The 26,394-nt window shown below is 65.3% G+C and carries 24 protein-coding genes; 6 read left to right on the top strand and 18 right to left on the bottom strand.

The annotated features are described in order from the left end of the window. The first annotated feature begins 174 nt into the window (after window positions 1-174). From tkt to pgl, 5 genes are read left to right on the top strand one after another with little or no spacing between them, the layout of a single operon-like run. Window positions 175-2,274, top strand: a complete 2,100-nt coding sequence (gene tkt, locus O4220_RS17190) for a transketolase (RefSeq protein WP_269606404.1) — start codon at window positions 175-177, stop codon at window positions 2,272-2,274. A gap of 3 nt (window positions 2,275-2,277) precedes the next feature. Further along, window positions 2,278-3,402: a transaldolase gene (tal, locus tag O4220_RS17185; protein ID WP_269606402.1), complete on the top strand. Its 1,125-nt coding sequence runs from the start codon at window positions 2,278-2,280 to the stop codon at window positions 3,400-3,402. A 6-nt stretch (window positions 3,403-3,408) separates the two neighbouring features. Next, on the top strand, window positions 3,409-4,965 hold the full coding sequence (gene zwf / locus O4220_RS17180) for a glucose-6-phosphate dehydrogenase (RefSeq protein ID WP_269606400.1): 1,557 nt from the start codon (window positions 3,409-3,411) through the stop codon (window positions 4,963-4,965). Beyond that, window positions 4,962-5,870, top strand: a complete 909-nt coding sequence (gene opcA / locus O4220_RS17175) for a glucose-6-phosphate dehydrogenase assembly protein OpcA (protein ID WP_269606398.1) — start codon at window positions 4,962-4,964, stop codon at window positions 5,868-5,870. The genes zwf and opcA overlap by 4 nt, the downstream gene beginning before the upstream one ends. Then, a complete protein-coding gene (gene pgl, locus O4220_RS17170; RefSeq protein WP_269606396.1) occupies window positions 5,863-6,609 on the top strand; it encodes a 6-phosphogluconolactonase in 747 nt (248 codons plus the stop codon). The genes opcA and pgl overlap by 8 nt, the downstream gene beginning before the upstream one ends. A gap of 232 nt (window positions 6,610-6,841) precedes the next feature. Here pgl and O4220_RS17165 read toward each other — a convergent pair whose 3' ends face one another. The 16 genes from O4220_RS17165 to rpe all read right to left on the bottom strand — a co-directional run bounded on the left by O4220_RS17165 (window position 6,842) and on the right by rpe (window position 23,465). After that, the gene (locus tag O4220_RS17165) at window positions 6,842-7,231 is read right to left on the bottom strand and encodes a hypothetical protein (protein WP_269606394.1); all 390 of its coding nucleotides are present in this window, start codon (window positions 7,229-7,231) and stop codon (window positions 6,842-6,844) included. A gap of 79 nt (window positions 7,232-7,310) precedes the next feature. After that, window positions 7,311-10,142, bottom strand: a complete 2,832-nt coding sequence (gene ppc, locus O4220_RS17160; RefSeq protein ID WP_269606393.1) for a phosphoenolpyruvate carboxylase — start codon at window positions 10,140-10,142, stop codon at window positions 7,311-7,313. Window positions 10,143-10,193: 51 nt separating this feature from the next. After that, the gene (secG, locus tag O4220_RS17155) at window positions 10,194-10,427 is read right to left on the bottom strand and encodes a preprotein translocase subunit SecG (protein ID WP_027497008.1); all 234 of its coding nucleotides are present in this window, start codon (window positions 10,425-10,427) and stop codon (window positions 10,194-10,196) included. A gap of 119 nt (window positions 10,428-10,546) precedes the next feature. Beyond that, window positions 10,547-11,332 (bottom strand): triose-phosphate isomerase, encoded by a 786-nt coding sequence (gene tpiA / locus O4220_RS17150; RefSeq protein ID WP_032403368.1) that lies wholly within the window; start codon window positions 11,330-11,332, stop codon window positions 10,547-10,549. 3 nt (window positions 11,333-11,335) lie between these two features. After that, complete coding sequence (locus O4220_RS17145; protein WP_032377823.1) at window positions 11,336-12,547, bottom strand: phosphoglycerate kinase; 1,212 nt, start codon at window positions 12,545-12,547, stop codon at window positions 11,336-11,338. A 5-nt stretch (window positions 12,548-12,552) separates the two neighbouring features. Beyond that, window positions 12,553-13,572, bottom strand: a complete 1,020-nt coding sequence (gene gap, locus O4220_RS17140; protein ID WP_032365753.1) for a type I glyceraldehyde-3-phosphate dehydrogenase — start codon at window positions 13,570-13,572, stop codon at window positions 12,553-12,555. 120 nt (window positions 13,573-13,692) lie between these two features. Beyond that, entirely contained in the window at window positions 13,693-14,676 is a 984-nt protein-coding gene (gene whiA, locus O4220_RS17135; RefSeq protein WP_032377822.1) for a DNA-binding protein WhiA, read from the bottom strand. Then, entirely contained in the window at window positions 14,667-15,692 is a 1,026-nt protein-coding gene (locus O4220_RS17130) for a gluconeogenesis factor YvcK family protein (protein WP_269606390.1), read from the bottom strand. Before O4220_RS17130 ends, whiA begins: the two co-directional genes overlap by 10 nt. After that, on the bottom strand, window positions 15,689-16,555 hold the full coding sequence (gene rapZ / locus O4220_RS17125; RefSeq protein ID WP_269606935.1) for an RNase adapter RapZ: 867 nt from the start codon (window positions 16,553-16,555) through the stop codon (window positions 15,689-15,691). The genes O4220_RS17130 and rapZ overlap by 4 nt, the downstream gene beginning before the upstream one ends. 83 nt (window positions 16,556-16,638) lie before the next feature. After that, window positions 16,639-18,729: an excinuclease ABC subunit UvrC gene (uvrC, locus tag O4220_RS17120; protein ID WP_269606388.1), complete on the bottom strand. Its 2,091-nt coding sequence runs from the start codon at window positions 18,727-18,729 to the stop codon at window positions 16,639-16,641. A 72-nt stretch (window positions 18,730-18,801) separates the two neighbouring features. Continuing rightward, on the bottom strand, window positions 18,802-19,260 hold the full coding sequence (locus tag O4220_RS17115; RefSeq protein WP_269606933.1) for a PH domain-containing protein: 459 nt from the start codon (window positions 19,258-19,260) through the stop codon (window positions 18,802-18,804). Window positions 19,261-19,289: 29 nt separating this feature from the next. Next, window positions 19,290-19,787 (bottom strand): 6,7-dimethyl-8-ribityllumazine synthase, encoded by a 498-nt coding sequence (gene ribH / locus O4220_RS17110; protein WP_269606386.1) that lies wholly within the window; start codon window positions 19,785-19,787, stop codon window positions 19,290-19,292. Next, a complete protein-coding gene (locus O4220_RS17105; RefSeq protein ID WP_094618512.1) occupies window positions 19,784-21,037 on the bottom strand; it encodes a bifunctional 3,4-dihydroxy-2-butanone-4-phosphate synthase/GTP cyclohydrolase II in 1,254 nt (417 codons plus the stop codon). Before O4220_RS17105 ends, ribH begins: the two co-directional genes overlap by 4 nt. Window positions 21,038-21,124: 87 nt before the next feature. After that, the gene (locus O4220_RS17100) at window positions 21,125-21,736 is read right to left on the bottom strand and encodes a riboflavin synthase (protein WP_032377818.1); all 612 of its coding nucleotides are present in this window, start codon (window positions 21,734-21,736) and stop codon (window positions 21,125-21,127) included. Then, window positions 21,737-22,768, bottom strand: a complete 1,032-nt coding sequence (ribD, locus tag O4220_RS17095; RefSeq protein ID WP_269606379.1) for a bifunctional diaminohydroxyphosphoribosylaminopyrimidine deaminase/5-amino-6-(5-phosphoribosylamino)uracil reductase RibD — start codon at window positions 22,766-22,768, stop codon at window positions 21,737-21,739. It abuts the gene before it with no gap. A 22-nt stretch (window positions 22,769-22,790) separates the two neighbouring features. Beyond that, on the bottom strand, window positions 22,791-23,465 hold the full coding sequence (rpe, locus tag O4220_RS17090) for a ribulose-phosphate 3-epimerase (protein ID WP_269606377.1): 675 nt from the start codon (window positions 23,463-23,465) through the stop codon (window positions 22,791-22,793). A 35-nt stretch (window positions 23,466-23,500) separates the two neighbouring features. Between rpe and O4220_RS17085 the strand changes: the two genes are divergently transcribed. Further along, window positions 23,501-23,890: an MmcQ/YjbR family DNA-binding protein gene (locus tag O4220_RS17085; protein WP_269606376.1), complete on the top strand. Its 390-nt coding sequence runs from the start codon at window positions 23,501-23,503 to the stop codon at window positions 23,888-23,890. A gap of 17 nt (window positions 23,891-23,907) precedes the next feature. Here the strand turns inward: O4220_RS17085 and O4220_RS17080 are convergent, their stop codons facing one another. Together O4220_RS17080 and fmt are read right to left on the bottom strand one after the other, a co-directional pair. After that, window positions 23,908-25,377 (bottom strand): RsmB/NOP family class I SAM-dependent RNA methyltransferase, encoded by a 1,470-nt coding sequence (locus O4220_RS17080; RefSeq protein WP_269606375.1) that lies wholly within the window; start codon window positions 25,375-25,377, stop codon window positions 23,908-23,910. Next, window positions 25,374-26,297 carry a methionyl-tRNA formyltransferase gene (gene fmt / locus O4220_RS17075; protein WP_269606373.1) on the bottom strand — a complete coding sequence of 308 codons (924 nt, stop codon included), beginning with the start codon at window positions 26,295-26,297 and terminating at the stop codon, window positions 25,374-25,376. The genes O4220_RS17080 and fmt overlap by 4 nt, the downstream gene beginning before the upstream one ends. Between the last annotated feature and the right edge of the window lie 97 nt (window positions 26,298-26,394).

The following is a 26,394-nucleotide window of genomic DNA, read 5'->3' as shown; positions in this document are numbered from 1 at the left end:
CGCGCGCAATCGGCCGGGGGAAGGCACGACAGTAGGGTCGGACAGAACTAGGCTGGTGGAGGACGTCCTTCGGCCCCGACCATGTGCGTGCTCGATGCAGGCGCACGGCAGTCGCGGCCGAGCGACGAATTCCACAGAGCCACAACTCGAACGAATGTCAGGAGATTTCTGCTCGTGTCGATCACAAACGATATTGACGTCCTCACCACGGCGCACCACCCGAGCGACTGGACGGACCTGGACACCCGAGCGGTCGACACCGTTCGTGTTCTGGCAGCGGACGCAGTGCAGAAGGTCGGCAACGGCCACCCAGGAACCGCGATGAGCCTGGCCCCCCTCGCCTACACCCTCTTTCAGCGCACCATGCGACACGATCCCACCGACACGCACTGGATCGGTCGCGACCGGTTCGTCCTCTCGTGCGGACACTCGAGCCTGACCCTGTACCTGCAGCTGTACTTGGGCGGCTTCGGACTCGAACTCGCAGACATCGAGGCGCTGCGCACCTACAAGTCGAAGACCCCCGGACACCCGGAATTCCGGCACACCGACGGCGTCGAGATCACCACCGGACCGCTGGGTCAGGGACTTGCCTCGGCCGTCGGCATGGCGATGGCCGCACGCCGCGAGCGTGGACTGTTCGACCCCGAGCCTGCGCTCGGCGAGAGCCCGTTCGATCACTTCATCTACGTGATCGCCTCCGATGGCGACATCGAAGAAGGCGTCACGTCCGAGGCGTCCTCCCTTGCAGGCACGCAGCAGCTCGGCAATCTCATCCTGTTCTACGACGACAACAAGATTTCGATCGAGCACTCCACCGACATTGCACTCTCCGAGAACACGGCTGCACGTTACGAGGCCTACGGCTGGCACGTGCAGGTGGTCGAGGGCGGCGAGAACGTCACCGCGATCGAAGAGGCCGTCGAGGCGGCCAAGGCCGTCACCGACAAGCCGTCGATCATCGTGCTGCGCACGATCATCGGCTTCCCGGCCCCCACCATGATGAATACCGGTGCCGTTCACGGTGCTGCGCTCGGCGACGAGGAAATCGCCAAGGTCAAGCAGGCACTCGATTTCGACCCCGCCAAGACCTTCGAGGTCACCGACGAGGTGATCGGGCACACTCGCAAGCTGCAAGAACGTGGCCGCAAGGCTCACGCCGACTGGAACACCGAGTTCGACGCCTGGGCTGCACGCGAACCCGAGCGCAAGAAGCTGCTGGACCGCCTGACCCAAGGCACGTTGCCCGAGAACTGGACCGACGTACTTCCCACGTGGGAGCCCGGCAGCAAGGCCGTCGCGACGCGTGCGGCGTCGGGCGAGGTCCTCAACGCCGTCGGACCCGTTCTGCCCGAACTGTGGGGCGGCTCGGCCGACCTCGCAGGAAGTAACAACACCACGATCAAGGGTGCGAAGTCCTTCGGCCCCACGTCGATCTCCACCGACGACTGGGATGCCGAGCCGTACGGCCGGACGCTGCACTTCGGAATTCGTGAGCACGCGATGGGTGCCATCCTTTCGGGCATCGTCATGCACGGCCCGACCCGCGCGTACGGCGGAACGTTCATGCAGTTCAGCGACTACATGCGACCGGCAGTTCGGCTCGCGTCGTTGATGGACATCGATCCCATCTACGTGTGGACCCACGACTCCATCGGCCTCGGCGAGGACGGCCCGACGCACCAGCCGGTCGAGCACCTCGCGGCACTGCGGGCGATTCCCAACCTGTCGGTCGTGCGTCCGGGCGACGCCAACGAAACCGCGTTCGCCTGGCAAGCCGTGCTGGCCAAATCCAGCAGCAGCGGTCCCGTCGGTCTTGCACTGACGCGTCAGGGCATCCCGATTCTCGACGGCACCAGCTTCGAGGGTGTCTCCAAGGGTGGATACATCCTCGTCGAGTCCTCCAAGGCGACTCCGGACGTCGTGTTGATCGGTACCGGCTCGGAGCTGCAGTACGCCGTCGAGGCACAGAAGCAGCTCGAGGAGCAGGGCATCGCCGCCCGCGTCGTCTCGATGCCGTGCGTCGAGTGGTTCGAGAGCCAGGACCAGAACTACCGCGACCAGGTCATCCCGCCGACGGTCAAGGCACGAGTGTCGATCGAAGCCGGCATCGCTATGCCGTGGTGGAAGATCGTCGGTGGTTTCGGTGAGATCATCTCGCTCGAGCACTACGGCGAATCTGCCGACGCTGCAACACTGTTCCGCGAGTTCGGCTTCACGGCGGAGGCCGTCACCGCAGCCGCACAGCGCTCCATCACCAACGTGAAGGGATAATCCATGACCCAGAACAAGAATCTCGCAGAGCTCTCCGCCGCCGGAATCTCGGTGTGGTTGGACGACCTGTCCCGCGACCGCATCCGCTCGGGAAATCTGAAGGACCTCATCGACACCAAGAGCGTCGTGGGCGTCACCACCAACCCGTCGATTTTCCAGGCGGCACTGAGTAAGGGCGATGCGTACGACGAGCAGGTCACCAAGCTCGCCGGTGAAGGTGCCGACGTCGAGACCACCATCCGCACCGTCACCACGGACGACGTTCGTGAGGCCTGCGACATCCTGATGCCTCAGTACGAGGCCAGTGCAGGCGTCGACGGACGTGTGTCCATCGAGGTCGACCCCCGCATGGCTCACGACGCCGACAAGACCTACGAGCAAGCCGTCGAACTGTGGAAGATCGTCGACCGCCCGAACCTGCTGATCAAGATCCCGGCCACCGAAGAAGGCATACCGGCCATCGCCAAGGTGGTCGGCGAGGGCATCAGCGTCAACGTCACGCTGATCTTCTCCGTCGAGCGCTACGAGCTGGTGATGAACGCGTACCTCGACGGTCTGGAGACCGCGCGAGCCGCCGGTCACGACCTCGACAAGATCCACTCGGTTGCGTCGTTCTTCGTCTCCCGTGTCGACAGCGAGATCGATTCCCGCCTGGACGCGATCGGCACCCCTGATGCCGAGGCACTCAAGGGCAAGGCCGCTCTGGCCAATGCTCGTCTCGCATATGTGGCATACCAGCAGATCTTCGAGGTCGCTCCCCGGTTCCGCGAGCTCGTCGGTAGCGGCGCGCGTCCGCAGCGCCCGTTGTGGGCCTCGACCGGCGTGAAGTCCGACGCTTACCCGGACACCATGTACGTCACCGAGCTCGTCTCGCCGAACACGGTGAACACGATGCCGGAGAAGACCATGGACGCGGTTGCCGATCACGGCGAGGTCGTCGGCGACACCGTCTCGGGAAAGGGACCGGAGTCGCAGGAGATCTTCGACCGCATCTCGGCGCTCGGTGTGGACATCACCGACGTGTTCTTGACGTTGGAGAACGAAGGGGTCCAGAAGTTCGAGGCCGCGTGGAACGAGTTGCTCGAGGCCACCGGCGAGCAGCTTCGCCAAGCGGGTCAGAAGAGCTGACCGACTGTGCCCACCGCAGAAACCGAACCTCTCCACTCCGCGGACTGGCTCAACCCGCTCCGCGACGCACGAGACAAGCGGCTCCCCCGCATTGCGGGTCCGTGCAGCATGGTCATCTTCGGAGTGACCGGCGATCTCGCGCGTAAGAAGCTCATGCCTGCGGTGTACGACCTGGCGAACCGGGGGCTGCTTCCCCCCGGTTTCGCCCTGGTCGGCTTTGCCCGGCGGGAATGGCAGAACCAGGACTTCGCGAAGATCGTGCACGATTCCGTTCGCGATCACGCGCGCACTCCGTTCAGCGAGGAGGTCTGGGACACCCTCGCCGAGGGTTTCCGATTCGTCCAAGGCACGTTCGACGACGACGCGGCGTTCGACGAGCTGTCGCGAACACTGACCGAACTCGACGAGACCCGTGGTACCGGCGGCAATCACGCCTTCTACCTGTCCATCCCGCCGAGTGCGTTTCCCGTCGTTCTCGAGCAGCTGTCACGCTCCGGCCTGGCTCAGAGCAAGGCCGGCAATTGGCGGCGCGTGGTGATCGAGAAGCCATTCGGCCACGACCTGCAGAGCGCGAAAGAGCTCAACGCGGTCGTGAACCGCGTGTTCCCCGAGGACACCGTGTTCCGCATCGATCACTACCTCGGTAAGGAGACGGTGCAGAACATCCTGGCACTGCGGTTCGCAAACCAGTTGTTCGATCCGATCTGGAATGCGCACTACGTCGACCACGTTCAGATCACGATGGCCGAGGACATCGGATTGGGCGGTCGCGCAGGGTATTACGACGGCATCGGCGCGGCCCGCGACGTCATCCAGAACCACCTTCTGCAGCTGCTTGCCATCACCGCGATGGAGGAGCCGGTCAGCTTCAACCCCAAGGAGTTGCAATCGGAGAAGATCAAGGTGCTCTCGGCTACCAAGCTCGCCGAGCCCCTGGATCGCACCTCAGCCCGCGGGCAGTACTCCGCAGGCTGGCAAGGCAGCCAGAAAGTGAAGGGGCTCAAGGAAGAAGAGGGATTCGATTCCGAGTCCAATACCGAGACCTACGCGGCCATCACTCTCGAGGTGGATACGCGACGGTGGGGCGGAGTGCCGTTCTATCTCCGCACCGGCAAGGCACTCGGTCGCCGAGTCACCGAGATCGCCATGGTGTTCAAACGCGCACCGCACCTGCCCTTCGACGCCACGATGACCGAGGAACTCGGCCAGAATGCGTTGGTCATCCGAGTGCAGCCCGACGAGGGCGTGACGATGCGGTTCGGCTCCAAGGTTCCCGGATCCAGCATGCAAGTACGTGACGTCTCCATGGACTTCAGTTACGGCCAGGCGTTCACCGAATCCTCGCCCGAAGCATACGAGCGACTCATCCTCGATGTGTTGCTCGGTGAGCCCTCGCTGTTTCCGGTCAATGCAGAGGTCGAGCTGTCGTGGAAGATTCTCGACCCGATTCTGGACTTCTGGGCCTCGGGTGGCACCGCGGAACCGTACGAAGCCGGTACCTGGGGTCCCTCCTCGGGTGACGAGATGATGCACCGCACCGGACGCGAATGGAGAAGACCGTGATTGTCGACATCCCCGCCACCACGACGGCCGAAGTCGGCAAGAAGTTGGTGGAGGTTCGCGAGGCAGGTGGCGCGGTGACCATCGGCCGCGTGTTGACACTGATCGTCGCCAGTCGCGATCCGGCCAAGGCCGAGCGAGCTATCGACGCAGCGAACGAGGCGAGCCGAGAGCATCCGTGCCGCGTCATCGTGCTCATTCACGGCGACCGATCGGCCGAGTCGAGCCTCGACGCCCAGATCCGCGTCGGAGGTGACGCAGGTGCATCGGAAGTCGTCGTGTTGCGTCTGAACGGCGAGCTCGCCGATCACGAGCACAGCGTGGTCATCCCGTTCCTTCTTCCCGACACCCCGATCGTGGCATGGTGGCCGGACGAAGCACCTGCTGTCCCGGCGAAGGATCCGTTGGGGCGCTTGGCAATTCGGCGAATCACCGATGCCACCAACTCCCCCGACACCACCGCAACCATCAAGGGGCGGTTGAGCAGTTACACCGAGGGTGACACCGATCTCTCCTGGAGCCGCATCACCTACTGGCGCGGGCTGTTGGCCACTGCCCTCGACCAGGCTCCATACGAGGCGGTCGTCTCGGCGACGGTATCGGGCCTGGCCGCGGAGCCCGCACTCGACATCTTGGCCGGTTGGCTGGCCGCCAAACTCGACGTGCCGGTGCATCGCCGAGCGGGCGAGCTGAAGGTGGAGCTCATCAGAGAGAACAGCAGCATCTCGCTGACGCGTCCGCAGACCGGGAAGACCGCCACGTTGCGGCGCACCGGGCAGCCGGACGCCGAAGTCGCACTCGCCCGACGCAACACCCGCGAGTGCCTGGCAGAGGAACTGCGCCGACTCGACACGGACGAGATCTACGAACTGGCCCTGCACGGACTGTCGAAAGTGAGCTATGAGTAAGACATCGTTCCTTCAGTACCTGGACGCGCAGGCGTTGGTCGACGCCGCGCGATCTCGATTCGTCGAGGTCGTCACGGCCGCGCAGGCCGTGCGAGGCTCGGCTTCGGTGGTGCTCACCGGCGGTGGTACGGGTATCGCATTGTTGGAGGCGCTGCGCCAGAATTCCGGATCCATCGACTGGGGCAAGGTCGACATCTACTTCGGCGACGAACGCTTCCTGCCCTCGGGTGACCCGGAGCGCAACGAGGTTCAGGCCGCTGAGGCACTGCTCGACCACGTCGACGTTCATCCTGACCGAGTCTTTCGGATGGCAGCGTCCGACGGACCACACGGAAGCGACCCCGAGGTGGCCGCAGCGACGTATGCGCAGATCCTTCACTCCCGCTCCGAGGGAGAGCCGACACCTGCATTCGACATCCATCTGTTGGGTATGGGCGGTGAGGGCCATATCAATTCGCTGTTCCCCCACACGGATGCCGTGCGTGAAGAGCATCGCTACGTCGTCGCGGTGGAGGACTCCCCCAAGCCTCCGCCGGTTCGCATCACGCTGACGCTGCCCGCGGTTCGCCGCGCACAGCACGTGTGGCTGCTCGTATCGGGAGCGAACAAAGCCGACGCCGTCGCTGCAGCGGTAGGTGGAGCCGAGTCGGATGACGTCCCGTCGGCAGGCGCACTGGGTACCGAAGCAACGGTGTGGTTCCTCGACTCCGGCGCAGCTTCCCAGCTGGACACTGTCTGATCTCACAGGATCAGTCGGTTTCGGCCGCGTCGGGGTCACATCCTTGCCGCTCGCCGTCGTAGTCGTCGACGCACCGCGCACCTGCTGCTTCCGAGCGACCGATCCGCCTACCGTTCGTGCGGTAGGCGGATCTGTCACGCCAGGCATCGATATCGTTGCTGCACTGCCTCATACCTCGTTGGACGCGACCCATCATCGACCGGTTCCGCGAAATGCGAGCCCGCTGGACGCGTCAGAACATCCACGCGAACAACGACCCGAGCGGAATGATCGTCCATACCATTGCGTACGCCAGGCCGAACGCGTGCGCGATTCCCACCGCGACCACGACAATCGTCCAAGCCCACACGGTGCCCCGTGCATACTCGGTGCGATTGTGTACGTCCGCCACCGTCCGTACGGCAAGCGACCAGAACCCGATCCACAGCACCCACGCCGCAACAGCAACCAGTTGCGTCCCGAACAGGTGCAGCATGTTCGGTTCGGCCTCCGCCACGACGGACCACGCTGCCGCACCCGAGAACATCCCCAGTACCGGTGCAGCGATCGCGCAACCCACAGTGCCGAGAAACCGTAGCCGCAGCCGTCGCCCTGATACCCGCACCTGCGTCGATATCGTCATGCACAACACTGTGCTCGACGACAACGACGAAGCGCGCGAGTAGAACTACTCGATCGAGGCGAGCCGACTACTCCCTCTGCTAGCCGCTGTTGCGCAGTGCCGTCGCGAGACCGTTCATCGTCAGCAGAATCCCACGCTTGACGCGTTCGTCGTCGTCACCGTTGCGATATCGGCGGAGCATCTCGACCTGCATCTGATTCAGCGGTTCCAGGTAGGGGAATCGGTTGTGCACCGAGCGCTCGAGCGACGGGTTGTCTTCCAACAGACGACTGTGACCGGTGATCTTCAGGTACATCCGTACCGTTCTGGCGTGTTCGACCTCGATCATGCCGAAGATCCGCGAGCGCAAGTCGGCGTCGGGAACCAGCTCGGCGTACCGCGCGGCAATGCCCAGATCCGACTTGGCCATGACCTGGGCGAGGTTCGACAGGACGGTCTGGAAGAACGGCCACTTTCGATACAGGTCGGTCAGCACCTCGAGCTTGGCATCGTCGTCGCCGACCCACTCCTCGAATGCCGAACCGGTGCCGTACCAACCGGGCAGCATCACGCGGCACTGGCTCCACGACATCACCCATGGAATCGCTCGGAGGTCGTACACCGAGTTCGTGGGCTTCCGTGACGCAGGCCGGGATCCGATGTTCAGCTCACCGACCTCGGCGACCGGCGTCGACGTGCGGAAGTACTCGACGAAACCGGGCTCCTCGTGCACCAGCCGGCCGTATGCCGCGCGGGCCTTCGCGGCGAGGTCGTCCAGGATGTCGTACGCGGCTTCTGCGCCGTCACCCAGGCCCTCGACATCGAGGAGAGTCGATTCCAGGGTTCCCGCGACGAGGGATTCGAGATTGCGACGCGCCATGGACGGTTCGGCGTACTTCGCCGCGATGATCTCACCCTGCTCGGTGAGCCGCAGCGATCCCTGCACCACTCCGGGCGGCTGCGCCAGGATCGCGTCGTAACTGGGACCGCCGCCGCGACCGACCGTACCGCCGCGACCGTGGAACAGCCGCAGGCGAATACCCGTCTTGCGTGATGCCTCGAGCAGGTCGAGCTCGGCGCGGTACAGTGCCCAGTTCGCCGCGAGGTATCCACCGTCCTTGTTCGAATCCGAATACCCGAGCATGACTTCCTGATTCATGCCGCGCCCGGCCACCAGAGCGCGGTAGATCGGAACGTCGAGCGTGGCGAGCAACGTCGCTGCACCCTGTTGGAGATCCTCGATGGTCTCGAACAGCGGAACGACACCCACCGTCGACGTAGGCGCCGAGCCGTCGGTTCCGGGGTCGAATATCCCCGCTTCCTTGAGCAGCAACGCCGCTTCGAGCATGTCACTGACCGACTGACACATGCTGATGATGTAGTTCTGGACAGTGTCGGGGCCAAGGTGGTCGATGGCCTCCTTGGCGGCCCTCACGATGCCCAGTTCCTTGGTGGCGAGTTCACTGAGTTGCGCGTTGGGGCCGACGAGCGGCCGCCTGGTCGCAAGTTCCTGCGACAGAACCGAGACCCGCTCGTCCTCCCCGAGGGACGTGTAGTCCGGGTGTACACCGGCCCAGGCCAGCAGCTCGGCGACCACCTCTTCGTGTGTCTCGGAGTTCTGCCGCATGTCCAGAGCCTGCAGATGGAATCCGAACGTCTCGACCGATTGCCTGAGCCGGAGCAAGCGATCGTCGGCGATCAATCCGTCTCCGTCGGCCCGCAGGGCATGATCGATGACGTCGAGGTCGTCGAGTACGTCCTGTGAACCGTCGTACTTCTCCGCCCCGAGGTCGATGCCGGACACCGGAACCGCGTCGAGCACAGCATGAGCGGTGGCAGTCAGTCTGGCCCGGATGCCGACGACAGCTACCCGGTACGGCTCGTCCGCCCGACGATCGTCCGGTTCCGCCGATGCGCCGGCCAGAGCCGCCAGCTCCTCGGTCACGTCCACCAGACGCGCAGACATGGACAGTTCCTTCTCCAGCGCCACCAGTTCGTCCAGATAGTGCTCGAAGGCGACGTAGCCCGCCTGGTGCGTCGCGGTGTGCACCACGTCTCCGGTGACGTTCGGGTTGCCGTCTCGATCACCGCCGATCCACGATCCCGGGCGAAGAATGGGGCGAGGCAGCAGGTCGTCCTCGGGCCACCGTGCGCGCAGCGCCGCGCGCACATCCGCGTTGAGCGCCGGCATGACGTCGAAGAGCGAGGACTCGAAATAGCGAAGGCCTACTTCGATCTCATCCTGAATTCGCAAGCGCGACAGTCGAATCAGAGCCGTCTCCCACAGGGTCAGCACCTGTCTGCGAATCTGCACGTCGACGACGGCCAATTCCTTGGCCGCGCTTGCCGCCTTGCCCTCGAGAGCTGCGGTGGCCACATCGCGCCGGCGCATCAGTTCGGTGATCTTCGATTGCACGTCGAAGACGGTCCGTCGACGGGTCTCGGTGGGGTGCGCGGTGATCACCGGAGCCACCAACGCATCGGTCAACGCCGCGGCCACCTGCTCGCGCGACGGTGCCGCGGCATCGATCTTGAGCCAGGTGGCGTCGAGGCTGCTGTCCTGTGGCGGATCCTCGCGGTCGAGGTGAATCGCGCGACGACGTTCGCGGTGTAGGTCCTCGGCGAGGTTGGCCAGGAGCGAGAAGTGGCTGAAGGCTCGGATGAGCGGAACCGCTTGCGCCACTTCCACATCGGTGTACCGATCTACCGAATCGTCGCGTTCGATCTCGGACCGTCGAACCGCGAACGACTCGACGCGTGCAGACTCGATGAGGTCGAAAACATCCTCGCCCTCGTGCTCACGAATGATTTCACCCAGGATGCCGCCGAGATAGCGGATGTCCTCACGAAGAGGCTCTGTCAACTCTCGACCCTGAGCTGTCGGTGGGACGAAGGCTGGGGAACCGACTGACTCGTAAGAGGATTCGCTCATCCACCCAGTATCGTCGCTTCGTCACCAACTCGCACTCGGAGCCGAAGTGGATCAGGTGTACTTGATCTCCAGGCCGATTCCGAGGATCGCGATGAGCCAGATCAGGCCGGTGAACACGGTCAGACGATCCAGGTTCTTCTCGACAACGGTGGAGCCGGACAGGCTGGACTGCACACCGCCACCGAACAGGCTGGACAACCCGCCGCCCTTGCCGCGATGCAGCAGGATCAGCAAGATCAGCGCCAGACTGGTGATGACCAGCAGAATATCCAGAAACAGATCCATGTCCACCTCAAACTCGATTCGATGCCTTCAGCAGCCTACCTGGCCCCGAGAACGGCTTCGGACACCCCGCCGAAGCGAGGTGTCCGAGAACCGTTCGGTACAGCGTTGCCGATGGCCGATCAGGGCAGCGGTCCGCCTGCGGCAATGGCCGACAGTGTGGCGAACTCGTCCGCCTTGAGCGAGGCTCCCCCGACCAGGGCACCGTCGACATCGGGCTGGCCGACGATTTCGCCGACGTTCTTGGCGTTGACCGAGCCGCCGTACAGCACCCGCACACCCGCCGCGACCTCGTCGGAGGACAGCGCCTTCAGTTCTTCGCGAATCGCCCCGCACACTTCCTGGGCGTCCGATGCCGACGCGACCCGACCGGTGCCGATGGCCCACACCGGCTCGTAAGCGATGACGACCTTGGAGATGTCGTCGGCCGACAGACCGCTGAGCGAGCCACGCAACTGGGCCACGTTGTAGGCCACGTGCTCGCCGGCCTCGCGGATATTCAGCCCCTCACCGATGCAGACGATCGGAGTGAGGCCGTTCTTCAACGCCGCCTTCGTCTTGGCCAGCACGACGGCGTCGTCCTCGCTGTGCAGCGTGCGTCGTTCGGAGTGACCCACTACGACGAAGGTGCATCCCAATTTGGCCAGCATCGAACCGCTGATCTCGCCGGTGAACGCACCCTTGTCCTCGGACGACACGTCTTGTGCACCGTAGGTGAGCAGCAACTTGTCGCCCTCGACCAGCGTCTGCACGCTACGAATGTCGGTGAACGGCGGAATCACCGTCACATCGACCTTGTCGAAGTACTTCTCGGGCAGCGAGAAAGCGATCTTCTGCACCAGCGAAATGGCTTCGAGGTGGTTGAGGTTCATCTTCCAGTTGCCCGCGATGAGCGGCTTACGTGCCATGCGTTACGCCTCCAGAACGGATAGGCCGGGGAGCTGCTTGCCCTCGAGGTATTCGAGGGATGCACCACCTCCGGTGGAGATGTGCGAGAAGCCGTCGTCGGGCAGCCCGAGGGTGCGCACGGCCGCCGCGGAGTCGCCGCCGCCGACCACGCTGAACGCGCCCTTCTCGGTGGCTCCGATGATCGCTTCCGCAATGCCCTTGGTGCCGGCCGAGAACTTGTCGAACTCGAACACGCCGGCCGGTCCGTTCCAGAAGACGGTCTTGGCGTTCGAGAGTACGACCGCAAAACGACTGACCGAGTCCGGACCGATGTCCAGACCCATCCAGCCGTCCGGAATCTCGGAGGCCTTCACGGTCTTCGCCTCGGCGTCCGCCGCGAACTTGTCTCCCACGACGATGTCGACAGGAAGGTGGATCACGTCGCCGAAACGCTCGAGCAGATCCTTGCAGACTCCGATCTGATCCTCCTGAAGAAGCGAGTTTCCGACCGAATAACCCTGTGCTGCAAGGAATGTGAAGGCCATTCCGCCACCGATCACCAGGGTGTCGACCTTGGGAGCCAATGCCTCGATGACGCCGAGCTTGTCCGAGACCTTGGAGCCGCCGAGCACCACCGCGTACGGACGTGCCGCATCCTCGGTGAGCTTGGCCAACACCTCGACCTCGGCCGCAACGAGGGTGCCCGCGTAATGGGGCAACAACTGCGCCACGTCGTAGACCGATGCTTGCTTGCGGTGCACGACGCCGAATCCGTCGGAGACGAATGCTGCGTCGTCTCCGGCCAGCGCGACGAGCTCACGGGCCAGAGCAGCTCGCTCGGACTCGTCCTTGCTGGTCTCGCGCGGATCGAAGCGAATGTTCTCGAGCAGCAGCACGTCGCCGTCGGTCAGACCCTCGGCGCGAGCCTCGGCGTCCTGGCCCACCACGTCGCCCGCGAGCTGAACGTGCCGTCCCAACAGCTCGCCCAGCTTCGCTGCAACCGGAGCCAGGCTGTACTTCGCGTCGGGCTTGCCGTCCGGACGCCCGAGGTGAGCGGTGACGATGACCTTGGCACCGGCCTCGACCAACGCTCGAAGCGTAGGGATCGACGCCTGGATGCGGCCCGGATCGGTGATCGTGCCGTCCTCGAGCGGGACGTTGAAGTCCGATCGCACGAGGACGCCACGGCCTTCGACACCGGCATCGAGCAGATCCTGCAGTGTCTTGACAGCCATCGGTGTCAGAGGGACTTGCCGACGAGACCGATGAGGTCGGCGAGGCGGTTGGAGTAGCCCCACTCGTTGTCGTACCAGGAGACGATCTTGACCTGGTCGTCGATGACCTTCGTCAGCGGCGCGTCGAAGATCGACGAGTGCGGGTCGGTGACGATGTCGGAGGAGACGATCGGATCGGTGTTGTACTTCAGAATGCCCTTCAGCGGGCCTTCGGCAGCGGCCTTCATCGCGGCGTTGATGTCGTCCGCGCTGGCCTTCTTCTTCAGCAGCGCGGTCAGGTCGGTGACCGAGCCGGTGGGGATCGGAACCCGGAGTGCATAGCCGTCGAGCTTGCCGAGCAGCTGCGGGAGAACCAGGCCGATGGCCTTGGCTGCACCGGTACCGGTGGGGACGACGTTGAGCGCTGCAGCGCGGGCGCGACGCAGATCGCTGTGCGGGCCGTCCTGCAGGTTCTGATCCTGCGTGTACGCGTGAATCGTGGTCATCAGACCCGAGACGATGCCGAACTCGTCGTCGAGAACCTTGGCGATGGGGCCGAGGCAGTTGGTGGTGCACGACGCGTTGGAGATGATGTTCTGGCTACCGTCGTACTTGTCGTCGTTGACGCCCATCACGATGGTGATGTCCTCACCCTTGGCGGGCGCGGAGATGATGACCTTCTTGGCACCGGCGTCGATGTGACCCTGGGCCTTGGCAGCGTCGGTGAAGATGCCGGTGGACTCGACGACGACGTCGACGCCCAGGTCACCCCACGGAAGTGCGGACGGGCCTTCGCGCAGCGACAGCGCCTTGATCTTCTGGCCGCCGACGACGATGGTGTCCTCGCCCTCGAGCGAGACATCGTGCGGCAAGCGGCCCAGGATCGAGTCGTACTTGAGCAGGTGTGCGAGCGATGCGTTGTCGGTCAGGTCGTTGACAGCAACGATTTCGATATCGGTGGTTCCGAGCGCCTTCTGCGCGTCGACTGCCCTGAAGAAGTTACGCCCGATGCGGCCGAAGCCGTTGACGCCTACCCGGATCGTCACTGTTCGCTCCTAAAAGTTGTGAAAACAGATGTCTGATTGTGCCTGCATGCGGGGTGCCACACGCGGTTCCTACCCTAGTGTGCGCGCAGGCAGAGCGCGCGCATCACTCGATCGGAGCGGTTACGCCTCGTCGAGCAGCTCCGCGGTGACCGCGGACTCGGTGTCTGGAATTCCGGTTTCCTTCGCCTTGCGGTCGGCCATGGACAGCAGCCGTCGGATTCGGCCCGCCACCGCGTCCTTGGTCATCGGCGGGTCGGCCAATTGGCCGAGCTCCTCCAGGGAAGCCTGGCGATGCTGCACTCGGAGCGAACCCGCAGCAGCGAGATGATCCGGCACGTCCTCACCGAGGATGTTGAGGGCTCGCTCGACCCGTGCTGCGGCGGCAACGGCCGCCCGAGCCGAGCGACGGAGGTTGGCGTCGTCGAAGTTGGCGAGTCGGTTGGCCGTGGCTCTCACCTCGCGCCGCATCCGACGTTCTTCCCAGACGAGCCGGGTGTCCTGTGCGCCCATGCGGGTGAGAAGCGCTCCGATCGCCTCGCCGTCGCGCACGACCACTCGATCGGTTCCGCGCACCTCACGGGCCTTCGCGGCGACTCCGAGTCGGCGGGCTGCACCGACGAGCGCCAGAGCTGCTTCCGGTCCTGGGCAACTGATCTCGAGCGCCGAGGATCGGCCCGGCTCGGTGAGCGAGCCGTGGGCGAGGAACGCACCGCGCCATGCTGCTTCGGAGTCCCCCACCGTGCCGCCGACCACCTGCGCGGGCAGTCCGCGAACCGGTCGCCCGCGCAGATCAAGCAGCCCGGTCTGGCGAGCCAGGGCCTCCCCGTCCTTGGCCACCCGGACCACGTAACGCGAGGTCTTGCGCAGCCCGCCGGCACCGAGCATGTGCACGTCGGAGGAGTAGCCGTACAGCTCGAAGATCTCCCGGCGCAGTCGTCTCGCGATGGACCCGAGGTCCACCTCTGCCTCGACCACCACACGGCCGGCCACAATGTGCAATCCACCGGCGAATCGCAGGAGTGCGGACACCTCGGCCTTGCGGCAACTGACCTGACTGACGGTGAGCCTGCTCAGCTCGTCCTTGACCTCCGCTGTCATGGCCACGAAGTGATCCCCTCTCTGCGTGCAGCAGTCGGTGCTGTGCCGCCGGTGGGCGTCACGATGGAGCCGAGAGCTGCAGCAAGCTTTCCGTAATGATGTGCGTGAGTGCCGTTTTCGGCAACATCGACGTAAACGACCTCGGCACCGAGCCGGGCCGCTGCCCGCGCTACGTGTTCGCGGTTGCTGCCCTCCGGGACCGAGGCGGAATCGACCAACACGTAGTCGATTCCCAAATCAGGTGCGTGTTGGGAGAGTACGTGGACATGGCGCTCGGCGGAGAATCCGGTGGTCTCCCCCAGCTCCGGTGCCAGGTTCAGCACGAGCACTTTCGGCGCGGAAGTACGTGCCAGGGCGGCAAGCTGATCCGGAACGAGGACGTGCGGAATGACACTCGAGAACCAGGATCCGGGACCGAGTACCACCAGGTCGGCTGCGTCGATCGCCGCGAGGGCATCTGCCGAGGCAGGCGGGTCGGGTGGCAGCAACCGCACCCGCCGAACCTTGCCGGGAGTCGTCGCTACTGCTACCTGCCCACGAATGACGCGGCTGACGCGAGGATCGTCCTCGAGTCCGGAGACGTCCGCTTCGATGTCGAGTGCGATGGGCGACATCGGGAGCACTCGACCGTCGATCCCGAGCATCCGCACCATCTCGTCGAGCGCGGCGATCGGATCGCCCAGCACTTCGGTGAGTCCGGCGAGGATGAGGTTGCCCACAGAGTGCCCGGCCAATGCCCCCGTACCCCCGAACCGATGCTGCAGAACGTCGGTCCACAGCTGCGTTCGCGCATCGGAGCGTGCCAGCGCAGCGAGCGCCATACGGAGATCTCCGGGCGGAATGACGCCGAGCTCGGCCCGCAGACGCCCCGACGATCCGCCGTCGTCGGCGACCGTGACGATGGCGGTGACATCGTGACCGAGCAGCCTGGCCGCCGACAGGGTGGCGTACAGACCGTGACCGCCTCCGAGCGCGACGATCTTGGGGCCCAGTCCCGGAGTTGCGGAGCCGACCTCACTCATTCGCGGCCCAGATCGCGATGCAGCACCCGGACGGACACATCACCCTGCTCGGCGAGAATTGCAGCCAATGCCTCCGTCATCGCGACGCTTCGATGCTTCCCTCCGGTGCAGCCCACGGCTACCGTCATGTACCTCTTGCCTTCCCGCACGTATCCCTCGATCGTCAAATTCAGCAGGTGTGTGTACGTCTGCAGATAGTCGTGGGCTCCGTCCTGGCCCAGGACGTAATCGCGTACCTCAGCATCCTGTCCCGTGTGCTCACGGAGTTCGGGCACCCAATGTGGATTGGGGAGAAAGCGGACGTCGCAGACGAGATCGGCGTCCATCGGCAGGCCGTACTTGAATCCGAACGACTGCACGGTGACACCGACGCCGCTGGTGTCGGCATCACCGAAGACGGTCTCGATCTTGCGCCGCAGTTGGTGCACCGACAGCGACGTGGTGTCGACCGTCAGGTCTGCCGCCGCCTTGACCTGGGCGAGCCGCAGACGTTCCGCCGCGATGCCCTCGGTCAGCGTTCCGTCCTGACCGTCGTTCTGCAACGGATGGCTGCGCCGATTGGACTCGAATCTGCGAATGAGCACTGCGTCGGACGCGTCCAGGAACAGTACTCGGTTGCGCACACCCTTGGAGTCGAGCTCTTTGACAACCCAGCCCAGATCGCCTGTGAACAGTCGGCTTCGGACATCCATCACCAGGGCGAGTCGCTCGATGCGGGGCTTGGATTCCAGTCCGAGGTCGACCATCTTGGAGATGAGCTCGGGGGGCAGGTTGTCCGCGACGTACCAACCGAGGTCCTCCAGAATCTTGGCTGCGGTACGCAACCCTGCGCCGGAGACGCCGGTGACCAGTGCCACCTCTATCCCGTCGTGCCGCGACTCCGCCTCGGAAGGCGGTTCGAGATGCTCGTCGGATGGCGGATGTCTCTGTGTCTGGTGTTCGCTCACTACGAAGCCTGTCCCGCCGATTCCACGCGCGGCGCGATCGCATGTTCCGTCGTGTTCTCGCCCGATGTCGTTGCAGTTGCGTTGTCATCATCGCCTACATCGGCGCCGTCCGTGTCCGAACCGAGCGCCGCCAGCACCGACTTCGCGGTGGTCTCACCGATTCCCGGCACCTCGACGATCTCCGCGACCGTCGCGCGCTTGAGGTTGGCAACCGAACCGAAGTGTGCGACCAGGGCCGTTCGCCGCGATTCACCGAGGCCACGGACCGAATCGAGTGCCGAGGCCGTCATCCGACGAGACCGCTTGCTGCGGTGGAACGTGATCGCGAATCGGTGTGCCTCGTCGCGAACTCGCTGCAGCAGATAGAGGGACTCGCTCGTTCGCGGCAGGATCACCGGATCCTCCTCGCCCGGCACCCATACTTCCTCGAGTCGCTTGGCGAGACCGACCACCGCCACATCGGTCACGCCCAGTTCGTCCAGCACAGCCGCGGCTGCGGCCACCTGAGGCGCACCGCCGTCCACGACGAACAGGTTCGGTGGGTAGGCGAATTTTCGAGGCCTGCCCGTCTGGGGATCGAGCGCAGCTTCCGGAGCCAGATCGCCTCCGCTCGCTTCGGTCGACCCGTCGGCGGAGTGTCGAAGGAATCGACGCCGAGTCACCTCGGCAATACTGGCGACGTCATCGGAATGCCCGTCACCGGCCGCTTCCTTGATCGCGTAGTGGCGGTAGTCGCTCTTGCGAGGCAGCCCGTCCTCGAAGACGACGAGAGATGCCACCACATCGGTTCCCTGTACGTGGGAGATGTCGATGCACTCGATGCGTAACGGTGCCGAATCCAGATCGAGAGCTTCCTGAATCCCTTGCAGCGCAGCCGATCTGGATGTGAAATCTCCCGCTCGCTTCAGCTTGTGTTGCTGCAGGGCCTCCTTGGCGTTGCGCTCGACGGTCTCGGCCAGCGCCTTCTTGTCGCCGCGTTGAGGAACGCGCAGAGTCACGTTGGACCCCCGAAGCTCGCTGAGCCACGTCTGGACCTCGTCGGCGTTGTCCGGCAGAACCGGCACCAGCACTTCGCGCGGAACTGCATTGGAGTTACCGTCGTCGCCGCCCGGTGCCTGCGCAGTCAGCGCGGCCTGCTCGCCGTAGAACTGAGTGAGAAACTGCTCGACCAGTGCGGGCAGATCGGCCTCGTCCTGCCGCTCTATCACTTCGCCTGCCTTCTCCACCACCCAGCCGCGTTGTCCGCGAACCCGGCCGCCGCGAACGTGGAACACCTGCACGGCAGCTTCGAGGGCATCGGTGGCGAATGCGACGAGGTCGGCGTCGGTACCGTCGCCGAGCACCACCGCCTGCTTCTCCAATGCCCGACGCAATGCGCCGACGTCGTCGCGCAGGCGCGCTGCGGTCTCGAAGTCCAAGTCCTCGGATGCCGCTTGCATCTTCTTCTCCAGCTGACGAACGAGCTTGTCGGTCTTGCCGGCGAGAAAGTCGCAGAAGTCCTCGACCGTGCGTCGGTGCTCGTCGGCGCTGACCCGGCCGACGCACGGTGCCGAGCACTTGTCGATGTACCCCAGCAAGCAGGGTCTGCCGATCTGATTGTGCCGCTTGAACACTCCGGTGGAGCACGTGCGCGCCGGAAACACCCGAAGCAACAGATCCAGCGTCTCGCGAATGGCCCACGCATGTGCGTACGGGCCGAAGTAGCGCACGCCCTTGCGGCGGGGTCCGCGGTACACGAACAGACGTGGGTATTCCTCGTTCATCGTCACCGCGAGCATCGGATAGCTCTTGTCGTCGCGGTAACGGACGTTGAATCGAGGATCGAATTCCTTGATCCAGTTGTACTCGAGCTGCAGTGCCTCTACCTCGGTGGTGACGACCGTCCATTCGACCGACGCTGCGGTAGTGACCATCTGCCGGGTACGAGGATGCAGCGAGGCGACGTCGGCGAAGTAGGAATTGAGCCGACTGCGGAGGCTTTTGGCCTTACCCACGTAGACGACGCGACCGTGGGGATCTCGAAACTTGTACACCCCCGGCTCCACCGGGATGGTTCCGGTGGCCGGGCGGTAGGTAGCGGGGTCGGACACGGCTTCCACGTTAGCCGTCGGGTCCGACGTTCTCCGCATCCGCAGCTCAGGTGTGGTGCATGCCCTGCTGCGTCAGTCCTGATCCACCGTGTCGGTCTGAACGGATGCGGCGGGTGCGTATTTGCGTTCGAGTGTCCGGAATTTCCGCACTGCGGCGACCGCGTGCTCTCGATCGTTCGACTGGATGGCCATCACGTTGATGAACTCGTCGTCGGGGATGTCGACGCGCGCCCACATCGCCCCGTCGGGAAAGGACAGTCCGCGCACCAGATCCCACTCGATCAGGCGCTCCGAGAGCAGATTACGTACCGCGACACCTGCGGGCCCGACGCGGATCCGCGGGCGAGTCAGCACCAGCGCCAAGCCGCCGAGCAATACGCCGATTCCTGCCATCGCGAGTTGGTCGGCGGTCCGGAAGTACACCCCGGTCGGAGACACCCGGAGCAGGACGGCGACGGTCGAATGCGCCACGACGAGCAACACTGCCGCCGCGATGGCGTAGCGCGCAGACTTGCGCGACTTCACCTGCATGTCCCACTGCGGGGTCGGTTCGCCGCCGGTCACGTGAACTCCTGGTTCGTCCAAGGTTGACGCAGATGCTTGAGAGTCAGTGCCGTGTCGATTGCGGCTGCAGTGGCCTGAGCGCCCTTGTCCTCGAACGAGCCGGGCAGGCCGGCGCGATCGAGCGCCTGCTGCTCGTCGTTGGTGGTGAGCACCCCGTTGGTGACCGGAGTGCCCTCGTCCAGCGATACTCGCGTCAAGCCGGCCGTGACCGCGTCGCACACGTACTCGAAATGCGGTGTGCCGCCGCGGATGACGACGCCGAGCGCAACGACGGCGTCGTGGTTGCGGGCGAGGGCTTGAGCGACGACGGGCAATTCGATAGCACCGGCGACGCGGATGACCGTGACGTCGCGCACTCCCGCCGATTCGGCTTTGCGCAGCGCGCCCTCGAGCAGCGCCTCGGAAATCGTTCGATGCCATTGGCCGGCCACGATTGCCAGCTTCAGGTCACTCGCGCCGGCGAGCTGGAGGGTGGGTTCGCCGTCGCCGCTCATGAGGTCACTCCGTTTTCGAAGTCGTCCAGACCGGTGAGGTCGTGGCCCATGCGGTCGCGTTTGGTGCGCAGGTACGTGAGGTTCTCGGCGTTGGCGCGCAACGGCATCGGTACCCGCTCGGTGACGTGCAGACCGTATCCGTCGAGTCCGACTCGCTTGGCCGGATTGTTGGTGAGCAGACGCATCGACGACACGCCCAGGTCGACGAGGATCTGGGCACCGATTCCGTAGTCGCGGGAGTCGGCGGGCAGGCCGAGTTGCAGGTTGGCGTCGACGGTGTCCGAGCCCGCGTCCTGCAACTGATACGCCTGTAGTTTGTGCAGCAGACCGATTCCGCGGCCCTCGTGTCCGCGCATGTAGAGGACGATTCCACGGTCCTCGGCGGCGACCATTTCGAGGGCGGCGTCCAGTTGCGGTCCGCAGTCGCAACGCAGCGATCCGAAGACGTCGCCGGTGAGGCATTCGGAGTGCACGCGAACGAGGACGTCGTTGCCGTCACCATCGGGACCGGCGATGTCGCCGCGCACGAGCGCTACGTGTTCGACCTCGTCGTAGATGCTCTGGTAACCGACGGCACGGAAGGTGCCGTGGCTGGTGGGGATTCGGGCGTCGGCGACGCGGAGGACGTGCTTCTCGTGCTTGCGCCGCCATGCGATCAGGTCTGCGATCGAGATGAGCGCGAGGTCGTGCTCGTCGGCGAACACGCGCAGCTCGTCGGTCTGGGCCATCGCGCCCTCGTCCTTCTGGCTGACGATTTCGCAGATGACGCCTGCGGGCCGCAGATCGGCCATGCGGGCCAGATCGACCGCGGCCTCGGTGTGCCCGGGGCGACGCAGCACTCCGCCGTCCTTTGCGCGCAGCGGTACGACGTGCCCGGGCCGGGTGAAGTCGCCGGCTCCGGTGTCGGGGTCGGCCAGCAGTCGCATCGTGGCAGCGCGGTCGGAGGCCGAGATTCCGGTTCCGATCCCCTCGCGGGCGTCGACGGTGACTGTGTACGCCGTTCCGTGCTTGTCCTGGTTGGTGGCGAACATCGGCGGCAGGCCGAGTCGGTCGCAATCCTCACCGGACAGCGGAACACAGAGATAGCCGGAGGTGTAGCGGACCATGAAAGCAACCAACTCCGGGGTGGCCTTCTCGGCGGCGAAGATCAGATCGCCCTCGTTTTCGCGGTCTTCGTCGTCGACTACCACCACGGCTTTGCCCGCAGCGATGTCCGCAACTGCGCGCTCGATACTGTCGAACCTGGTCACGAAAGTGCGCTCCATAGGTCTCGGGCCTGGCTCAGCACCCTTGGAATGTCTCCGATGCACCGTTGACTGCATGCACTTCAACAGTACTTACTGTGCGTCGATCGACTGCAGCCGCTCCACGTACTTGGCGATGACGTCGACTTCGAGGTTGACCGGTGATCCGACCTCGGCCGTGCCGAGCGTGGTCAGATCGAGGGTGGTGGGTATCAGCGAGATCTCGAACCAGTGCGAGCCGTCGTCCACACCCAATCCGGACACGGTCAGCGATACTCCGTCGACGGTGATCGAGCCTTTTTCCACGACGTAGCGCGCGACCGAGGTGGGCATGGTGATGCGTACGACGGTCCAGTTCTCGGACGGCGAGCGGCCCGCCACGGTTCCGGTTCCGTCGACGTGGCCCTGGACGAGGTGCCCGCCGAGCCTGCTGCCGAGTGCCGCGGCGCGTTCGAGATTGACGCGGCTGCCGACGTCGAGGGCACCCAGGCTCGACCTGTTCAACGTCTCCTGCATCACATCGGCGGTGAAGCCGCCGTCCGGCAGTACCTCCACGACGGTCAGACACACCCCGTTGACCGCGATGGAGTCCCCGTGGCCCGCATCGGACGTCACCACCGGGCCGCGGACGGTGAAGCGAGCAGCGTCGGGCAGTTCGTCCTTGGCCACGATCTCGCCCAGCTCTTCGACGATTCCGGTGAACATCTAATTCGCTCCTTCGGGCACGACGCCGATCAGTATGTCGTTGCCGATCATGGTGACTGTCTCCGTGCGGAACCGAATTGCGTCGGCAATTGTTCCGATGCCCGCATTCTCCACCGCCGCGGGTCCACTGCCCAACACGGCCGGGGCGACGTATGCCACGACACGGTCGATCAGCCCGGCAGCGAGGAACGCTCCGGCCAGCGTCGGACCGCCTTCGATCTGGACATCGGTGTGTTCGCCGAGAGCTTCGATCACCGCCGCCGGATCGTGTGTGTCGAGGAACACCGTGGGTGCCTCAGACCCGCGAATCGCCGCGGTCGCCGGTATCTGCCGCGATCCGACGACGACGCGCACGGGCTGGTGGAGCGCGAGGGAACCGTCGGGACGACGGGCGGTCAGCCGCGGGTCGTCGGCCAGCACGGTTCCGGTTCCCACGACGATGGCGTCGAGCTTGGCCCGCTCGGCGTGCACGTGCGCCCGCGCCTCGGGTCCGGTGATCCATTGACTCGTACCGTCCGCCGCGGCGCTGCGTCCGTCGAGAGTCGCGGCATATTTCCAGGTCACGTGCGGCCGTCCGGTGCGTTGCTTGTGCAGCCATGCCCGCAGTGGACCCTGCCGGACCTCGAGTTCCCTGATCCCCTGCTCGACGCGAATACCCGCACCGCGCAGGGTGTCGGCTCCGCCGGATGCGAGCGGGTTCGGATCGGCGACGGCGTACACGACCGTCGCGATGCCTGCCTCGACCAGTGCCTGCGAACAGGGCCCGGTGCGACCGGTGTGGTCACAGGGCTCGAGGGTCACCACCGCAGTGCCGCCGCGAGCTCGATCCCCGGCCTCGGCCAGGGCGACGATCTCGGCATGCGGTCCGCCGGGTGGACGCGTGGATCCGACACCCACCACGGTTCCGCGTGCATCGAGGATCACGGCACCGACCGCAGGGTTCGGCGCACTGATACCCCGGGCGGATTCGGAGGCCTCGATGGCGAGGTCCATGGCATCGGTGATCGACGCGGACCTGCCTTCGACGCTCATACGACTGTGCCCGGGTCGTCCATCAGGACAGGTGGTGCGATGCGTGGATGGCCCGGGCGCGAAGATCACGCACGGCTGCGGCGGGATCGGCGGTGTCGTAGACGGCCGATCCGGCGACGAAGCAGTCGATTCCGGCTTCGGCGGCTTGCTCGATCGTGTCGGAATTGATTCCGCCGTCGATCTCGACCACCAGTCGCAGATCGCCTGAATCGACAAGCGCCCGAACAGCTTTCGCTTTCGAGAGCACCTCGGGCATGAACGACTGCCCGCCGAAGCCGGGCTCCACGCTCATCACCAGCAGGGTGTCGAAGTCACGCAGGATCTCGAGGTACGGCTCGATGGGCGTGCCCGGCTTGACGGACAGGCCGGCTTTTGCGCCTGCTGCGCGGATGTCGCGCGCCACCGCGGACGGGTCATCGGTCGCCTCGGCGTGAAAGGTCACGTTGTACGCCCCGGCCTCGGCGTAGGGCGGGGCCCAGCGCGCCGGATCCTCGATCATCAGGTGGCAGTCGAGAGGGATGTTCGTCGCTTTCAGCAGACTCTTCACGACCGGGAGCCCAAGGGTGAGGTTGGGAACGAAGTGCGCGTCCATGACGTCGACGTGCAGCCAATCGGCTCCGGACACCGCCTCGGCTTCAGCGGCTAGCCGTGCGAAATCGGCGGACAGAATGGAGGGGGCAATCATCGGGGAAACCACGATTGACGAGCCTAGCCGAGCGGTATGGTGCGCCCATGGCCACCATCGACTCCGCGACGGCGATGATCGCCGAACTGCCCGAGGTCACCGTGGGCGTCAGGTACGGGCATTCGGCATGGGCGGTCGGCAAGAACGTGTTCGCGTGGATACGTCCGTTCAGCAAGGCCGACCTGAAACGGTTCGGCGACCGGACCCCGCCCCGCGGGCCTATCCTCGCCGTTCGCACCGCGGACCTACACGAGAAAGAGGCCATCCTTGCCGCACATCCGCGGGCGTGCTTCACCATCTCGCACTTCGACGGGTTCGCCGCGGTGCTGGTCGACCTCGACAACACCGACGACGACGAACTACGGGAACTGCTGACCGACGGGTGGCTCGTCTACGCCCCGAAGAACGTCGCCGAGACGTTCCTGGCGGGCGGCTGATCCTTCCGCCCTCGAAGTCACATCGGTTTGCGCAGCGCCGCCATGAACATCGCATCGGTGCCGTGTCGGTGTGGCCACAGTTGCACGGACGTACCGTCACCCAGCTGCGGTACGCCCGGCACGAGTTCGCGTGTATCGAGCGGCTCGACGCCGAATCGGCGGACCGCGTCGGCGACGACAGCCGTGGTTTCGGACAGGTGCGGCGAGCACGTCGAATACAGCACCACTCCACCGGGACGAACCAGATCGATCGCCGCTGCCAGCAACTCTTTCTGCAGCGTCACCAGCGCTGCGACGTCGGACGGCAGTCGTCGCCAGCGCGCCTCGGGCCGACGACGTAGAGCACCGAGCCCGGTGCACGGCGCGTCCACGAGCACGCGGTCGTAGCCGCCGTCGAGTCCGGACTGCCTGCCGTCGACGGTGTGCACCGTCACCGGAAGGTCCTTGGTCGTCTTGGACACCAGATCGGCGCGGTGCGGCGTCGGCTCGACGGCATCGACTGTGGCACCGTCGATCTCGGCGATGGCACCGAGCAGGGCAGCTTTACCTCCCGGGCCGGCGCACAGGTCCAGCCAACGACCCCCGTCCGCACCGACCAGTGGCGCAAGGGTGAGCGCCCGTCCGACGAGTTGACTGCCCTCGTCCTGAACCCCGGCCAGCCCGTCACGTACGGCGTCGAGCTTGCCGGGATCGCCGCCGTCGAGGTGCACGGCGTACGGGGAATATGGGCCCTCCTCTCCCCCGGTGATCAACGCCAGTTCTTCGGCCGAGATCTCTCCGGGCCGAGCGACCAGGTGAACCGAGGGCCGTGCGTCGTCGGCTTCGAGCACGGCAGCGAGTTCACCGGCATCGGCGCCGAGCGCGTCGGCGAAGGCCTGCGCGATCCACTTGGGATGTGCGTACTCGAACGCGAGGTGGCCGACCGGATCGGTCGCTGCAGGCGGCGCCAGTTCGTCGACCCACTGCGCTGCAGTGCGTTCGGACACGCGCCGCAGCACCGCATTGACGAAACCAGCCTTGCCGGTGCCGAATTCGGACCGGGCCAGATCCACCGACGTGGCGACGGCCGCGTGCGGTGCCACCCGGGTCCGAAGCAGCTGGTAGGAGCCGAGCCGCAGAATGTCGAGCAGAGGCCCGTCTATTTCCGACGCAGGCCGCCCGGCCGCATGGGCGATCACCGCGTCGAGCACCCCACGCGCGCGGGACGCGCCGTAGGCCAGTTCGGTGGCCAGCGCGGCATCGCGCGAGTCCAGCTTCCGTTCCCGCAACAAGCCGGGCAGCACCAGGTTGGCGTAGGCATCACGCTCACGGACCGCCTTCAGCACGTCCCTGGCCGCGCGGCGTGCTGGATCGATCGCATCGATTGCACGGGGCCCCGCGCCCTGCGGAGGACGGTTTCCTTTGGGACCGCGAGCTCCTGGCGACTTCTTCACGACCTTTCGTGGCTGACCGGACTCACGCTTACGGGGCCTGTCGGGTTCTGTCATCGCGCTACCGCCGTATCGTCCAGCCGAGCGCCGCGCGCCCAGTCGAGTGCTTTCATGACCTTCTTGCCCTGGGGTTGGATATCCCCGAGAACGAGTGCGGTCGTGCCCGTTCCGACGTGCACACCGGATTTGCGTACCTCGATCGCGCCGGGAGGCAACGAGTCGGGCACCAGCTGCACCGGGGCGATCTTGACGCGGAGGTCACCGATCGTCGTCCACGCGCCCGGTGCCGGGGTGACCGACCTGATGTGCCGATCGATGTAAGCGGCTGATCGGTTCCAGTCGATGCGCGCCGCGTCGACGGTGACCTTGCCGGCGTACGAAACACCGTCGTCGGGTTGCGGATGGGCGCCTGCGGTTCCGTCTTCTATTGCGTCGAGGGTTGCGGTCAGCAGCTCGGCTCCACTCGAGGCGAGTCTGGTGAGCAGGTCACCCGTGGTGTCGGCTGTGCGGATTCTCTCGGTGACGACGCCGAGCACCGGGCCGGTATCCATCCCCGCGTCGAGCAGGAACGTGGAAGCTCCGGTGATTTCGTCGCCTGCGGCGATGGCGGCCTGTACGGGCGCGGCACCGCGCCATGCGGGCAGCAGCGAGAAGTGCAGGTTGATCCAGCCGAAACGAGGAATGTCGAGAACCGGCTGAGGCAGCAGTGCGCCGTATGCCACAACCGGGCAGACATCGGGTGCGAGGTCGATCAGCTGCGATACGAAATCCGGGTCCGACGGCTTCGCGGGCGTGAACACCGGAATGCCGTGCTCGTCGGCCAGCAGACCGACCGGGGAGCGAACTGTCTTTCGACCCCTACCCGATGCGGCGTCGGGCCGGGTCACCACAGCGATCACCTCGTGGCGTTCGGACTCCAGCAACCTCCGCAGCGATGGGACTGCGGGGTCCGGTGTTCCGGCAAAGACGACGCGCACTGTAGGCAACTCCCTGGGATGGACGAAACGATCTCGGGTGTCCATCCTAATGGGACTTGATCGGCGAGTCTCCGGCTGGAATTGGCGCAACCGGAGA

The organism is Rhodococcus ruber (assembly GCF_027270735.1).
Taxonomy (GTDB): domain Bacteria; phylum Actinomycetota; class Actinomycetes; order Mycobacteriales; family Mycobacteriaceae; genus Rhodococcoides; species Rhodococcoides rubrum_A.
This window is presented reverse-complemented; position numbering and strand designations above follow the sequence as displayed.